Raw genomic sequence first — 14,340 nt, 5'->3', positions numbered from 1 at the left:
CGTCGCCGCGCTTGCGTAGACCATGGGATCGATGAACTGAAGGTGTCCGAGAGACGGGCATGTCGTGTTCTCGGTCAGCATCGTTCCACACAGCGCAAGATCGCCAAGACCCCGGATGATGAAGCGGCTTTGACTGCCGACATCACAGCGCTCGCTCTCCAGTATGGCCGCTATGGTTATCGCCGTATCACCGCGATGCTGCATCAGGCCGGCTGGATCGTGAACGTCAAACGGGTCGAACGCATCTGGCGGCGGGAGGGGCTAAAAGTGCCGAACAAGCAACGAAACGCAGCCGTTTGTGGTTGAACGACAGCTCGTGCGTCCGGCTTCGATCGGAATACCCAAATCATGTCTGGTCCTACGACTTCGTAGAGGAGCGGGTGCACAACGGCAGGAAAATCCGCATGCTCAACGTGATCGATGAGTTCACGCAGGAATACATCGCCATCAGGGTCGAGAGAAAGCTGAAGGCCGTCGGTGTTATCGACGTGCTTTCCGACCTCTTCATCCTAAGGGGCATCCCGACGCACGTTCGTTCCGACAACGGCCCGCAGTTCATCGCCAAGGCACTCCGGGAGTGGATCGCAGCAGTCGGGGCCAAAACCGCCTACATCATGCCGGGCAGTCCGTGGGAAAACGGCTATTGCGAAAGTTTCAACTCGAAGCTCCGTGACGAACTGCTCAACAGCGAAATCTTCTATACGCTCAAGGAGGCGAAAATCATCATCGAAAACTGGCGACAGCATTACAACACCGTGTGGCCCCACTTATCGCTGGGCTACAAGCCACCGGCACCCGAAGCAGCCCTCTGGCCTCCACAAAATGGGACAGCGTCAACACCAGTAGTGGCAAGTCGACCCAGCATGCACTAACATTCAAAACGGATCACCCCATGGGGGCAGGCCATTACGGTCCGCTACCACCGGCGCTGTTTGCCGAGATCCGAAACCGTTTTGTTGCGCTTGCTCGTAGCGAACATCACCGGCAAACACATCGCTCTGAATAGGCTCCTCGCGTCTTTTTCTCCTGTTAAACAGCTGCCTTTGCCCTGACTTTTACCGATTTGCGCCTTCAAATCAATAACTTGCGATAAGCGATACCTATCGTATATTATTGGCCCAACCCAACAGCATTACCGGTGCCGGACATTAATTTATATCTGGTGTCCGTTTGAGAAATTGTTTACCATGTTTTCAATGCGCTACGATCTCGACACTTTGCCTCAGAAGACCTTTTCGAACGGCGGCGCCATCGCAATTTTGAAACCCGGCTCATAGCCAGTCTCGACGGATTGATTGCTGGTGTCGAGCTCAGTTTCAAGGAGCATGACTGGCTAATTTTGGCGCGCCAAATTTTCGAACGGCGCCTCACAGGTCGTCGAGCCTCGTCCAAACTTCCGGGTCTGTTGGTTCTGATCAATGCTCATTGGTATTAGAGTGTGGTGGGAACTACGAGGATTCCACTGAAATGGGACGCCTAGCAGCAAACACCCGCTAGTCAGCCACCTATTGTTCCCAGAAATCCGGATCGACGTTCCAGACATAAACGCCCTTCACCTTGCTCAGCGTAGGATTGGCAATTCTAATGATGCTCGTTGGCTAGATATCCGATGAAAAGCTGAAACAACTCCGACTGGCTGGATATGGAAAGACGCTTATAGATGTTCGAGCGATGGATCTTCGCCGTACCCTCCGAGATATTCATGTTCCGCGCTATCGACAGGTTGCTGTGTCCGCGTAAGATCAGGCGCACCACAATTCGTTGTGTCGGCGTAAGCGTGTCTTGAAAAACGCCCAGAAATGTCGCCTCGATATCTTCCTTTTCATGAATGGCATTAACCGCAGGAATGACCTGCTGGTGATGGTTTGAGATGGCCGCGCTCAACACTGGCTCCATCGACCGAAGCGCTTCGATTTCCGGTTTGCTGAAAGGTTGTTTTCCCAGATTGCGCATCAACGAGTAGACCGCAGCGGTTCGGCGCTTCAAGGGAACAATAAAGCCGATTTCTTCAACCAAAGCCCCTGCCTCGGACGATATGCAGGGATGAATATCGCGAGCTATAACAAAGCCAGAATTGAAAAAGCTGTCCGGGGCAAGTTCACTCATTCGCCATAGGCCTGCTGGATGCTCGTTGACGCATGCCACATAGAATGGATCAAGCAGATATCCGCCACGCATATAAGCCCCTAGCGCTTTGCGGGATACAGTCTGGCTATAGCCGTCATGCAAAAGCACCGGGCGATCATTGAACGTAAAGACGAAAATGCAGCTCATATCAAAATCGATGTGACTTTGCAGGTTCCGGTCGAGAATGTTGCCGAACCCGGTCGTGCCGATGGAACGTATGATGTTGGAAATGCCTTCGGCTTCATGCACTTGCACGGACATTACTCCCTATAACTTTCGGCATATCGACGGCCCACTTTAGGGGCTCTACGCTTTTCACTCAACGGGCAAGAGTTCGACACGAAGCGAACCACGGGAAGCATCATGAAAGGCGGAAAAGATCCGAAGGAGGAAAAATGCCTGGAAGACTATCTGGGAAAGTGGCGCTTATTACTGGAGGTGCAGGCGGTTGCGGTCTGGCAGCATCTGAACTGTTTGCGCGCGAGGGAGCAAAAGTCGGCATCGTTGATCTACCGCAGAGTGACGGTGCTAACATAGCACAGCGTCTGAACGACGAGGGACATTCTGTAGTCTTCGCGCCAGCCGACGTGTCCCATGCAGATCAGGTGAAAATTGCCTGCCAGCATATACAGGACCGGTTCGGCCCCATTACCGTGTTGATGAACCATGCAGGCATTCTCGCTGCCGGGCCTTTTCTGGAAACGGAGGAACGGGAATGGGATCGCCTGATGTCTGTGAATGTCAAAAGTATGTTTTTGGTCTCCAAGGCAGTTCTGCCTGGCATGATCGCGGCTGGCGGCGGCAGCATCATCAACACATCCTCCATTTCCGCGGTCGTCGGCACACCGATGGAGGTTCTGTACTGCACGAGCAAGGGAGCCTGCCATATGTTCTCAAGGGCGCTGGCCGTTGAATTTCGTGACCGCAATATTCGCAGCAACGCAATTTGCCCTGGCTTTATCGCCACTGCACATGGATTGAAGGAAATCCAGATACTCAAGAGCTTCGGCGTAGATGTTTCGGAAGAGGCAATCAAGCTGGCTCAAGGCCGGCTTTGCCAGCCATCAGAAGTAGCGGCAGCTGCTCTTTTCCTAGCAAGCGACGAATCCAGCTTTGTAAATGGCGCCCATATCTTCGCCGATAACGCCTATACGGCAATCTGACACTTCACGCTGATCATTTCCGGACAAGACGCATCATAGGCGTCGCCGACTTCATAAAAGGGAACAACAATGACAAACCAAATAATGCTGAGTGCAGGCGGGCATTGGCGCAACTGGGTAGGAAACCAGTCCTGTGTGACGAGCGCAGCAGGTGCCCCGGCTAGCGAGGCTGAACTCTGCGAAATGGTTCATACCGCGACATCACAGGGTCTCAACGTGCGTTGCGCTGGCTCTGGCCATTCCTTTACACCCGTAGTCGCGACCAGCGGTCTTCTTCTGACGTTATCGGGCATGAAAGGCATCAAGGGCATCGACACGCAGCGCAAACGTGTAACAGCCGCCGCCGGAACCACCATCAACGAACTTGGCCGGTATCTTAAAGAAAATGGCCTGTCGATGGTCAATCAGGGCGATATCGATAGTCAAGCGCTAGCTGGTGCCTTGACGACAGGGACACATGGAACCGGGGCGAAGCTTTCCAATCTCGCATCAGCGATTGTAGGCATGAAGATCGTTCAGCCAAATGGTGAAATCCTTGTGGCCGACGAGACAACCCCTGACCTCCTGAAGGCCAGCCGTGTATCGGTTGGAACGCTCGGCGTCATATCGGAAATCACCTTGCAGCTGATGGATTCCTACAATCTCCATGAGCGCCTCTGGCGGGAAGACTTTGATGCGTGCATGGAAATGCATGACGAGCTGGCTGCCAAACATCGCCATTTCAGCTTTTTCTGGTGTCCGACAGAACAGAGCCGCCATTGTTACTGCCTGCCGGATACGGCAGCGACTTCTCGCTCCGGTCGCACCACCGATGTGTGTGAGATGAAAACCATGGATATTACCGAGGAAGCACCCATGTCCTCGGATTTCGAAAAGATCGCGTATAGTTCTGAAATCTATCCTATCGAATATGTACCGAACTTCCACGAGCTTGAATATGCGGTGCCTGTCGCGCATGGCAAGGAGGCAGTCAAGGCCGTGCGAAAGCTGATGCTGGAGAAATATCCTGAGTGTATTTATCCGATAGAGTATCGCTTTACTGCGGGTGACGATGCCTGGATTAGTCCATTCTTCGAGCAGGATAGTGTAACGGTTTCCGTATCGGGTGAACCTGGAACCGACTATTGGCCCTATCTGCGGGATGTCGACGCCATTCTCCGCAGCTATGGCTCCCGACCGCATTGGGGCAAGCTGCACTTTCTCACTGGGCAAGATGTGACAAACATTTATCCCAAAGCCGGGCAATTCCGGGAACTGCGTCGCAAACTCGATCCGCAGGGTTTTTTCCTCAATGATCACCTGGCTCAGCTGTTCAGATGATCTGAGCTGATGGGTGGCTCGGCTACCCTATCCATATCCGCAACAAGAACCATAAAACGGGGACGGCAATGGAACATATCGGAACATTCGTCATCTACATCATCATGATGTGTGCAATCGCGGGAGCGGTCGCTTCAATCTTCAATAACGAAACGGGCCTTGGAAAAGAATTCGTGGCAGGCCTGCATAGTATCGGTCCTATTTTTATTCCAGTAGCTGGTATCATGGCTTCGATACCGTACCTTTCAAAGTTCATCAGCTCACTTGTTGGACCATTGCACACCATGTTGGGTGCCGACCCGGCTATCGCGGCAACAACGGTAATTGCAGCCGACATGGGGGGGTATCAATTGGCGAAAGCGTTGGCCCAGTCGCCCGAAGGCTGGATTATGGCTATGGTCGTCGGATTCATGGCAGGTGCAACAATTATCTTCTCGATTCCCGTCGGGTTGGCAATGTTGAACAAACGCGACCACAAGTACATGGCTCTGGGCATCATGTCGGGCGTTCTCAGCATTCCTGCCGGTGTCGTCATAACCTGTTTACTGATCAGCTTCTTCGGCACCGATATACGCGCCGATATCGCCGCGACGGGAACTGCGGGTCAGTCGATCGATCTTTCATTCTCCACGATCCTGCGCAATATTTTTCCCTTGGTTTTGTTCTGCGTGGCCCTCGCAACTGGATTACGATTTTTACCTGGCCTGATGATTGCGATCTTCCTGTGGTTCGGTCGGATCATGTATGCGGCAATCACGCTGGTCCTGGTCAGTTCAATCGTCGAATATTTTACATCAGCTTTCAGCACGGTACTGGGCGGATGGGGATTTGCACCCATCATCGCCGACAACGAGGATCAGTTTCGTGCGCTGGAAATTGCGGGGTATATCGGCATCATGTTGTGCGGTGCCTTCCCGATGGTCTATCTTCTAAACCGATATCTGGCGAATCCCATGGAGAAAGCTGGCTCCAGGCTCGGCCTGTCATCGGCTGGAGCAGCCGGGCTTTTGGCGGCATCAGCCAACATTCTGGCCATGTTTCGTCTTGTTGAAACAATGCCTCCCAAGGACAAGGTCCTGGTCATCGCCTTCGCTGTGTGTGCGGCTTTCACCTTTGGCGATCACCTGGCATTTTCTGCCAACTTCCAGCCAACGATTATTTTACCACTGCTATTGGGAAAAATTGGCGGTGGACTGATTGGATTCGCGATTGCCATGTATCTTTCGGTACCACAGGCGCTCAAAATTCAACGGGAAGAGGCAATCTCCCTTAGCCCAGAACCCGAACCGATTTAGAGCAGGTTCCAGTCAAAACAGAGTCGCGATGCCTCTTTATGTCTTTGTTTTTGCGCATTATCTTATGCAGAACCGCTTCGTGCTTTTGTTGGAAATGCTCTTGTGATGGAAGAGTATCACAAGCGCGCAAATGTTGATCGCAACTGGCAATCCAAGCCGCGGATGACTGCTTCGCGCTTTAACTCGGTCGTTCAGGTAACATAAGCGTGAACCCAAAAGCTGAGTTCGCTTGCGCTTGAACGATCGACCGCTATGCGCCCTCGTTCCGTACTGTCGGCCAACTTTGAATTCGACTGACAGCGAACCACAGGCCCTTATACCCCACAGTACGGTGATTGCGCTTCTTGGTCAGGCGGCTCGCACAAAGCGACATGCGACATGCACAGTCTCAAAATCTATTGTAAATTTGAAAATACACATGTATCGATTAACTTGAGCAGCGCTTCTCGATGGGTGGAGATCGGTCGGCGCGGTGCATAGCAAAGCTCATAGTCAACTCTGGGAGGAAATCATGAAGACCCTTTTCCGGCTGGCCGCGGTCGGCCTTTTGCTCGCATCCACGTCAGCCTTCGCGCAGGACGCTGCGCCGGGTACGGCGAAGAAGGACAGCTATCGTTTTGTCATCGTGCCGAAGGTCGTCCATCCGTGGTTTGACAAGGTGAATGACGGTGCCAAGCAAGCTGCCGCTGCCATTGAGGCGCAGACCGGTTCGAAGGTCGAGATCGAATACAGTGCGCCGCAGCAGGCCGATGTCGTTCAACAGAACCAGATTCTGGAAAGCTCGATTGCGACCCGTCCGGACGGCATCGCCATCGATCTGCTCGATCCAGCGGGCAACCGCGCACCGCTCGAAGACGCCGTCGGCCAAGGCATTCCTGTCACAATCTTCGACTCAGTTCCACCGGAAGGCATGGAGCTGACCAGCATTGGCAACGACTTCTGCGAACAGGCATCCATAGCCTCGCGTCGTCTCATCGAGATCCTCGGCGAGGAAGGTGGCGAAGTCGCCATCATGATGGGTGTTCCAACCGCGCCGAACCATGCGATCCGTGCCGAATGCCACCAGAAGGTGTTTGCCGAGAACCCGAAGATCAAGGTCGTCGCCACCGGGATCGACAATGACGACATCGAGACCGCGCAGAAGCAGGCCGCCGCGATCATGCAGGCCAACCCGAATCTCAAAGGTTGGGTCGCTTCCGACGCTGCCGGTCCGATCGGCATCGGCCAGGCGATCAAGGAAGCCGGCAAGGTCGGCACCGTAAAGCTCGTCGGCCTCGACGACCTGCCGGAAATGATCCAGCTGATCAAGGACGGCGTCGCTGACTCGTCTTCCTCGACCAAGCCAGAAATGCAGGGTTACTGGTCGGTCATGACCATGTGGCAGAAGGCGACCGGCATTGAGACGCCGAAGTATATCGACACCGGCATCGCCGTGCTGACGCCGGACAACGTCAAGTAACTTCGTTCTCCCGACGACACCGCGTGGGGCAGGCATTGACCCTGCCCCGCTATGAATGGCCGGTGCGAACTGCATGAAAGTGGACGACCCGTCGACCTTTGGAAAAGGTGAGATCCGTGGCTTTTCTTGAAACGCGTGGGCTCGGCCGGGACTTTCCCGGCGTGACTGCCCTGAACAATGTCGACATTTCGATCGAGCTCGGCCGTGTCCATGTCTTCGCCGGCGAGAACGGTGCCGGCAAGTCGACGCTGGTGAAACTCCTGACCGGTGCTTATACGCCGTCGCGCGGCGCGATCCGCATCGATGGCAAAGACCCGCTCGAAGATGCGAGCCTGTTCCGCAATATCGCCTATGTCCCGCAGGAACTCACGCTCTTCCCCCACATGTCGGTGGCCGAAAATCTGTTCCTGCCCTACAGCCGCTCCGGCCATGGCGGCGCGACCGTCAACCGCAAGCGTCTCGAGGCGGAAGCTGCGGAAATACTGGCGCGCTTTGGCATCGCAGCACAGCCATCCGACCTTGTCCGCACTATCTCGGTTTCCGACCAGCAACTGCTGCAGATCGCGCGCGCCTCGACCAACAGGGAGATGAAGGTCCTCATCCTCGACGAGCCAACCTCGTCGCTGACCCGCACCGAGGTCGACCGTGTCTTCCGCGTCATCTCCGGTTTCCGCGACAGCGACCACGCCATCGTCTTTATCTCGCACAAGATGGACGAGGTGTTCTCCATCGGCGACGACTACACCGTGCTGCGCAATGGCGAGAAAGTCGATGCCGGCAAGCTGGCCGACACCGATGCCGATGGGCTCATTCGCGCCATGTCGGGCGAGGCGATCCATCTCGGCGACACGTTCCAGCCCGAAAAGGCACCACAGGGAGCCGGCGAAACCATTCTCATTGTACGCGGTCTCACCGGTCGGCAGTTCGACAACGTTGATTTCGACCTGAAGCGAGGCGAAATCCTCGGCTTCGCCGGGCTGGTCGGCGCGGGTCGTTCCGAAGTTATGCAGACGATCTTCGGTTACCTGAGGGCGAAGTCCGGCACGGTCGAGATTGAAGGCAGGCCGTGGAAGCTCGGCGACACTGCCGCGTCGATCGCCAACGGCATGATCTACCTCTCCGAAGAGCGCAAGCATCATGGCATCTTCCCGCTGATGTCGGTGCGCGACAATATCGGCATGTCGCTCTACGGCCAGACGGCGTCCGGCTTTGGCATCTCGTCAGCGAAAGAGAAATCCACCGTGGCGGCGATCATCAAGGCTTACGACATCAAGACGTCCGGCATGAACAAGCAAATCGTCTTCCTGTCGGGTGGCAACCAGCAGAAGGCGCTGATTGGCCGGGCTATGGCGCAGAAACCGTGCCTTTTGATCTTCGACGAGCCGACCAAGGGCATCGACGTCAAGACCAAGGCCGAGATCTACCGCATCATGAAAAGTCTCGCGGAAGAGGGCGTCGGCATCATCCTCGTTTCGTCAGAAATGGACGAGTTGCGCAAATGCGCGACCCGCATCGTTACCATGCATTCCGGCAAGGTCACCGGCACTTTCGATACAGCAAGCACCAGCACCGAGACGCTCGTCGGCGCAATATTCGGCAAGGAGAGCACGTCCCATGCGGCCTAACATCCTCAAGGCGTTCGTCGCCAATCCGCTTGCCGGCGTCTTCGTCGCGCTACTGGTGATCTTTATCATCTCGGCTCTGCTGTCGCCTTACTTTCTAACCGGCTACAATCTCTCGGTCGTGGCACGCGCATTGGCCTTTGTCGGCCTCGTCACCATCGGGCAAGCATCGTTGATGATCCTCGGCGAGATCGACCTGTCGCTTGGCGTTATCGGGGGCCTCGCTGGCGTCGCCGCTGGCATACTGATGGTAACCTACGGCATCAATCCCTGGCTCACCATGCCGCTCGCCCTACTGCTGGGGGCCGCCTGCGGTCTGATCAATGGCGGGCTGGTCTCCTTTCTGCGCCTGCATTCGCTGGTGCTCACAATCGGTACGGCCGGCATATTTGGCGGCATTAATCTGGTGCTGACCAAGGGGGTCGCCATAACCGGCATTCCACAGGAAATCCAGTATCTCGGTCGTGGTGATCTGTTCGGCGTGCCGATGCCTTTCGTCATCATGATCGTCGTGCTGGCGATCGTCTCCTTCGTGACAATCAAGACCCCGTTTGGCCGCTACATGTACGCCATCGGCAACAATCCGGCCGCCGCACGCATGCTCGGCATCAAGGTCGACCGCATCCGCGTCATGGTCTTCATCTTCGCCGGCGCAGTATCGGCGCTGGCCGGCCTGTTGATGGTGGCCCGTCTCGGCACGGCGCAACCCTCGATCGGTGCGACATGGGTGTTGGCCCCGATCGCTGCCGCCGTCATCGGCGGCGTCACTACCACCGGCGGCGTCGGTACGCCGCTCGGCGCAATCTTCGGCGCCGGCATTATTGCCATCATCGAGAACATCATCGTGCTGTTCGGCGTCTCGCCCTACTGGCAGGGCATGGTCAGCGGCGTCATCGTCGTCCTCGCTATCTCCTTCGACGCCATTTCGCGCCGCTACCTGCGCGCCGACGCGGCTTAGCATCCATATCGATTTCGGGAGGAACACATGAAGCTCGGACTGAACCTGTCCTTCGCCATCAAGCGCTGGCTCGGTGGTGAGGAAATGGCCCGCATCGTCAAGGACGAACTCGGCATAGACACCGTGCAGTTCACTTGGGACCTCGTCGACCCATGGTGGCCGGACAAACAGCGCGACCCGATCGCGCGTCAATATGCCGACGCTTTCGCCAAGGCTGGCATCACCATTGAAAGCACCTTTGGTGGGCTGGCCTCCTACACCTACAACCACCTTCTGGCGCCGACGCCGGAACTACGCGCGCTCGGCAAAGAGCACCTGAAGCGCGCTATTGACATGACATCCGCCATGGGGGTGAAGGCCGCCGGAATGCCGTTCGGCTCCTTCTCGACCGCCGACGCGAAAAATCCGGCGCGCCGCGAAGAAATCTACAAGCAAGCCGTCGAGACTTACCTCGAGCTGACCCTCCATGCCAAGGCGAGCGGGTTGGAGCGCCTTTATGTCGAGCCGGTGCCGCTGGCGACGGAGTTCCCATCATCTGCGACCGACGCACTGCGCCTGATGACCGATCTCAATGCTGCAAGCGCCGTGCCGGTGAAGCTGATGGTCGACTGGGGCCATGCGCTTTTCCCGAAACTCTTCGGCGATCAGGCTGACATGGACTATTGGATGGAGACCGTTGGCGAGCATATTGGCGCCTTCCACATCCAGCAGACCGACGGCCTGCTCGACCGCCATTGGAATTTCACCCATGAGGGCATCGTCACGCCGCAGCGCTTGGCCGAGTTCTGGAATCATCACAAGCTGACCGACCAGACCTACTTCATGGAAATCATCTACCCGTTCGAAGAAACCGACGAGCACGTGCTTGCCGACATGAAGGCATCCGTGGCTCTCCTGCGGCAGGCTGGCTAAGCCGCTCGTTCGCCGCCCGAACAAGACATTGAGGACAAGACCGTGACTGTCAGAACAAAGAAGATCATGAATGCGCCGGAGAACATCATCTCCGAAATGATCGAGGGCATGGTCGGAGCCCACTCGGACCTGTTGCGCGTCGAAGGCGCGACGGGACGCGCCATCGTTGCTGTCGATGGGCCGCGTTCAGGCAAGGTCGGTATCGTCGTCGGCGGCGGCTCGGGCCATGAACCTGCCTTCGCCGGCTATGTCGGGCGCGGTCTGGCAGACGCGGCTGCAGTCGGCAACGTCTTCGCTTCACCGTCGCCCGAACAGATCATGGATGCGGCGCGTGCCTCCGACGGCGGTGCGGGCGTCGTCTTCCTCTATGGCAACTACTCCGGCGACGTCATGAATTTCGACATGGCGGCCGAAGAACTGGCTGCCAGCGGAGTCGTGGTGAAGAGCATCCGGGTCACCGACGACGTTGCCTCCGCGCCGAAGGAGCGCTCCGATGAGCGCCGTGGCATCGCCGGTGACTTTTTCGTCTTCAAGATCGTCGGCGCCGCAGCCGATCGCATGATGCCGCTCGAAGAAGTCGAGCGCGTCGCCCGCCACGCCAATGCCGTGACCCGCACCATGGGTGTTGCGCTGTCGGCCTGCTCGCTGCCGCAAACGCGCAAGCTGAATTTCGATATTCCCGCCGACGAGATGGAAGTCGGCATGGGTCTGCACGGCGAGCCGGGTATCCGCCGCGCGCCGCTCGAAACCGCCGACGAGCTTGCGAGCGATCTGGTCGGCGCGATCCTTGCGGATCTCAATCTTTGTGAAGGTGACGAGGTTGCCGTGCTGGTCAACGGCCTCGGCTCGACCTCGCAGATGGAACTTTATCTTTTGCATCGCAAGACGCAGCGCATCCTTGCCGATGCCGGCATCAAGATTGCTCATAGCTGGGTCGGCGAATACGCCACTTCGCTGGAAATGGCTGGCGCTTCGATAACTTTGATGAAGCTCGACGACGAGTTGCGCACGCTGCTCTATCACCCTTGCCGTACTCCGGCTCTGACCGTCGGCGACGTCGCGGCGGCCGGTGCCTTGCGTCAGGCACGTTCCTCCTCCGCTGCCGTCCATCATGAAGACGAGGCCGCCGGCAAGGATCGCAAGGAGCTATCGACGAGCGGCGACATCACGCCCGACATCTTCCGCGGCATGATGCGCAATGTCGGCAAAGTCATCGTCGCCGAGAAGGACTGGCTCTCCGAGCTCGACGGCGTTATCGGTGACGGTGACCACGGCGTCACCATGGAAATCGGCTGGATCGCGGTCGGCAAGGCGCTCGACGCTGCCCCGCAAGGCGAGACCATTGAGGCGACCTGCAAGCGCATGGCGAAGGCGTTCCTCGATGCGGTCGGCGCGTCCTCCGGCCCGCTCTACGCCACAGCCTTCCTGCGCGCCGGGACCGCCGTTGGCGACCGTCTTAATCTCGACGCTTCGGCACTTGCTAGCTGGATCGCGGCCGCGTCGCAAGGCATTCAGGATCGCGGTCGCGCAGAACCGGGCGATAAGACAATGGTCGACGCCTGGGCGCCTGCCGCCGATCTCGCAAAGGCAGCCGCTGGCGACGGCGCTTCGACGCTTGAAGTAATCAATGCCGCCGCGGAAGGCGCAAAGGAAGGCATGGAAAAGACTGCCAACATCCCGGCGCGCCGAGGCCGTTCGTCCAAGCTTGGTGAACGCTCGCTCGGCCATATCGATCCGGGCGCGGCATCCACGTATCTGACGCTGCGTGCCATGGCCCAGGCTCTGCGCAAGGAGCTCGGCTAGACCACTAGATAAAGGGAGGGGACTATGGACGACATCTATCGAAAGGCGCTTGACGAACTCCACGGCGTTCTCGTCGAGGTCGACAAGATGCAGGAAGCAAATGCACTCGACCTGATCGCCGCGTCGCAGCGCATCGCGCTCTATGGCGTCGGTCGTGAGGGTCTGCAGATAAAAGGCTTTGCCATGCGGCTCTTCCATCTCGGTCTCGACGCGCATGTCGTCGGCGATATGTCGGCACCGCATCTCGGCGACGGCGATCTCTTGATTGTCTCGGCCGGCCCGGGTGATTTCTCCACCGTCAGCGCGCTGATCGGTGTCGCCAAGGCCGCCGGCGCGAAAACCCTCTGCGTAACCGCCGAGCCCGATGGTGCCGCACCTCGCGCGACGGATGCCATCCTCACCGTTCCCGCCCAGACGATGGCGAGCGACACCACCGCGCCAAGTTCCGCCCTCCCGATGGGCTCGCTCTATGAAGGCGCTCTCTACGTGCTCTTCGAGGTGTTGATCCTCAAGCTGCGCGAGCGCCTCGCAGTTGATGCCGCTTCCATGCGATCGCGTCACACCAATCTGGAATAGGAACCGTTTGATCTGCTATCTGCGTAGTTCACTCTCTGTAATGACGGGCCTCTGAAACGTGTTCGACAAAGCCAAGACCGAACCGACCGACGACGAGTTTCACTCCGACCGCGAAATCGCGCGCGTCGCGTGGCTCTATTTTGTCGGCGGCATGACGCAGAAGGAGATCGCCGCCGAGTTCGGGACCACTCGCCTGCGCATCAACAAGATCATTGGGCAGGTCCGCGCATCCGGCCTCGTCAATATTGAGGTGCGTACGCCGCTTGCCGACTGCGTCGCTCTCGAAGAACGGCTGAAGGCGAAGTTCCATCTGAAGGAAGCAGTCGTCGTCCCGGCGCTCACCGATTTAATCGAGCAGCAGCGGACCATCGGTGAAGCAGCCGGCGAACTCCTGAACTCCGTTATCGCCGGCCGAGATCTCGGCGTCGGCATCGGCTGGGGCCGTACCCTCGCCTTCGCGACGCGCCGGCTCGTAGTCATGCCGAACACCAATTCATGGGTCGTCGGCCTGATGGGAGGCGTCACCCGCGCCTCGCTCACCAATACGTTTGAAGTGGCCATGTCGGTCGCCAAGGCGCTCGGCCTCGAGTGCCATTATCTTACCGCGCCGATCTATTGCTCCAGCTCGGAAAGCCTCGAGGCTTTCCTGCACAATGATGAGATCGCTGACGTGCTCGCTCGCACCGAGATCGCTGATGTGGCACTCGTCGCCTGCGGCGATCTGCACGAACACTCGCCTATTCCCTCGCTGCGCGTCGTGAAAGACAACCTTGAAGAACTGGAACGGTGCGGCGCGGTGGGCGAGATCCTCGGATATTTCCTTCGTGCCGACGGCACGGTGGTCGATCACCAGATCAATCGCTCGATCATGGCCATTTCACTCGACGCGTTGCGCCAGAAGCCGGTCTCGGTGCTGGCGTCCGGCGGGCTTTATAAAGCACCTATCATCCGCGCCACACTACTTGGTCGCTACGTAAACCACCTTGTTACCGACGAGGCCGTGGCGCAAGTCTTGCTAAATGACGCGTAGCGGTGGCGTCGCTTTAACATATTTTCATTGATAGCGCTGATATTGGGTTGAGATGACCGAGCTACCCAATGCCGA

General features: G+C 57.5%; 13 protein-coding genes and 1 pseudogene. 13 read left to right on the top strand and 1 reads right to left on the bottom strand.

What is annotated here, in order from left to right; all coding sequences use genetic code 11:
• Positions 1-872, top strand: a pseudogene (locus JNC70_RS22250) (IS3 family transposase); the annotation flags it as partial.
• A gap of 305 nt (positions 873-1,177) precedes the next feature.
• Positions 1,178-1,435, top strand: coding sequence for a DUF1612 domain-containing protein (locus tag JNC70_RS22245; RefSeq protein ID WP_146097089.1), 258 nt, complete (start codon positions 1,178-1,180; stop codon positions 1,433-1,435).
• A 146-nt stretch (positions 1,436-1,581) separates the two neighbouring features.
• Here JNC70_RS22245 and JNC70_RS22240 read toward each other — a convergent pair whose 3' ends face one another.
• Positions 1,582-2,178 (bottom strand): helix-turn-helix transcriptional regulator, encoded by a 597-nt coding sequence (locus tag JNC70_RS22240; RefSeq protein ID WP_245414690.1) that lies wholly within the window; start codon positions 2,176-2,178, stop codon positions 1,582-1,584.
• A gap of 45 nt (positions 2,179-2,223) precedes the next feature.
• Here JNC70_RS22240 and JNC70_RS22235 point away from each other — a divergent pair, with 45 nt between their 5' ends.
• The 11 genes from JNC70_RS22235 to JNC70_RS22185 all read left to right on the top strand — a co-directional run bounded on the left by JNC70_RS22235 (position 2,224) and on the right by JNC70_RS22185 (position 14,265).
• Positions 2,224-2,400 (top strand): hypothetical protein, encoded by a 177-nt coding sequence (locus JNC70_RS22235; RefSeq protein WP_245414691.1) that lies wholly within the window; start codon positions 2,224-2,226, stop codon positions 2,398-2,400.
• Between the two features lie 122 nt (positions 2,401-2,522).
• On the top strand, positions 2,523-3,290 hold the full coding sequence (locus JNC70_RS22230) for an SDR family NAD(P)-dependent oxidoreductase (protein ID WP_104753914.1): 768 nt from the start codon (positions 2,523-2,525) through the stop codon (positions 3,288-3,290).
• A gap of 84 nt (positions 3,291-3,374) precedes the next feature.
• Positions 3,375-4,610, top strand: a complete 1,236-nt coding sequence (locus JNC70_RS22225) for a D-arabinono-1,4-lactone oxidase (RefSeq protein WP_104753915.1) — start codon at positions 3,375-3,377, stop codon at positions 4,608-4,610.
• 68 nt (positions 4,611-4,678) lie between these two features.
• Positions 4,679-5,905 carry an ethanolamine utilization protein EutH gene (gene eutH, locus JNC70_RS22220; protein ID WP_104753916.1) on the top strand — a complete coding sequence of 409 codons (1,227 nt, stop codon included), beginning with the start codon at positions 4,679-4,681 and terminating at the stop codon, positions 5,903-5,905.
• A gap of 511 nt (positions 5,906-6,416) precedes the next feature.
• Entirely contained in the window at positions 6,417-7,364 is a 948-nt protein-coding gene (locus JNC70_RS22215) for a substrate-binding domain-containing protein (RefSeq protein ID WP_104753917.1), read from the top strand.
• Between the two features lie 116 nt (positions 7,365-7,480).
• On the top strand, positions 7,481-8,989 hold the full coding sequence (locus JNC70_RS22210; protein WP_104753918.1) for a sugar ABC transporter ATP-binding protein: 1,509 nt from the start codon (positions 7,481-7,483) through the stop codon (positions 8,987-8,989).
• Entirely contained in the window at positions 8,979-9,944 is a 966-nt protein-coding gene (locus JNC70_RS22205) for an ABC transporter permease (RefSeq protein ID WP_104753919.1), read from the top strand. The genes JNC70_RS22210 and JNC70_RS22205 overlap by 11 nt, the downstream gene beginning before the upstream one ends.
• A 27-nt stretch (positions 9,945-9,971) precedes the next feature.
• On the top strand, positions 9,972-10,856 hold the full coding sequence (locus JNC70_RS22200) for a sugar phosphate isomerase/epimerase family protein (protein ID WP_104753920.1): 885 nt from the start codon (positions 9,972-9,974) through the stop codon (positions 10,854-10,856).
• Between the two features lie 42 nt (positions 10,857-10,898).
• Positions 10,899-12,659: a dihydroxyacetone kinase subunit DhaL gene (dhaL, locus tag JNC70_RS22195; protein ID WP_104753921.1), complete on the top strand. Its 1,761-nt coding sequence runs from the start codon at positions 10,899-10,901 to the stop codon at positions 12,657-12,659.
• Between the two features lie 24 nt (positions 12,660-12,683).
• A complete protein-coding gene (locus JNC70_RS22190; RefSeq protein WP_104753922.1) occupies positions 12,684-13,235 on the top strand; it encodes an SIS domain-containing protein in 552 nt (183 codons plus the stop codon).
• Positions 13,236-13,293: 58 nt separating this feature from the next.
• Entirely contained in the window at positions 13,294-14,265 is a 972-nt protein-coding gene (locus tag JNC70_RS22185) for a sugar-binding transcriptional regulator (protein WP_245414693.1), read from the top strand.
• Positions 14,266-14,340: the final 75 nt, after the last annotated feature.

This window comes from Brucella oryzae, from assembly GCF_041929965.1.
Classification (GTDB): Bacteria; Pseudomonadota; Alphaproteobacteria; order Rhizobiales; family Rhizobiaceae; genus Brucella; species Brucella oryzae.
The sequence above is the reverse complement of the archived record's forward strand: the minus strand, read 5'-3'. Positions and strand labels throughout refer to the sequence as shown.

Excerpts from the sequence above, each read along its gene's own strand:
- JNC70_RS22205 (WP_104753919.1), top strand. The coding sequence starts at position 8,979 with ATGCGGCCTAACATCCTCAAGGCGTTCGTCGCCAATCCGCTTGCCGGC.
- JNC70_RS22190 (WP_104753922.1), top strand. The coding sequence starts at position 12,684 with ATGGACGACATCTATCGAAAGGCGCTTGACGAACTCCACGGCGTTCTC.
- eutH (WP_104753916.1), top strand. The coding sequence starts at position 4,679 with ATGGAACATATCGGAACATTCGTCATCTACATCATCATGATGTGTGCA.
- JNC70_RS22240 (WP_245414690.1), bottom strand. The coding sequence starts at position 2,178 with ATGCGTGGCGGATATCTGCTTGATCCATTCTATGTGGCATGCGTCAAC.
- JNC70_RS22225 (WP_104753915.1), top strand. The coding sequence starts at position 3,375 with ATGCTGAGTGCAGGCGGGCATTGGCGCAACTGGGTAGGAAACCAGTCC.
- JNC70_RS22215 (WP_104753917.1), top strand. The coding sequence starts at position 6,417 with ATGAAGACCCTTTTCCGGCTGGCCGCGGTCGGCCTTTTGCTCGCATCC.
- JNC70_RS22235 (WP_245414691.1), top strand. The coding sequence starts at position 2,224 with ATGCAAAAGCACCGGGCGATCATTGAACGTAAAGACGAAAATGCAGCT.
- JNC70_RS22200 (WP_104753920.1), top strand. The coding sequence starts at position 9,972 with ATGAAGCTCGGACTGAACCTGTCCTTCGCCATCAAGCGCTGGCTCGGT.
- JNC70_RS22230 (WP_104753914.1), top strand. The coding sequence starts at position 2,523 with ATGCCTGGAAGACTATCTGGGAAAGTGGCGCTTATTACTGGAGGTGCA.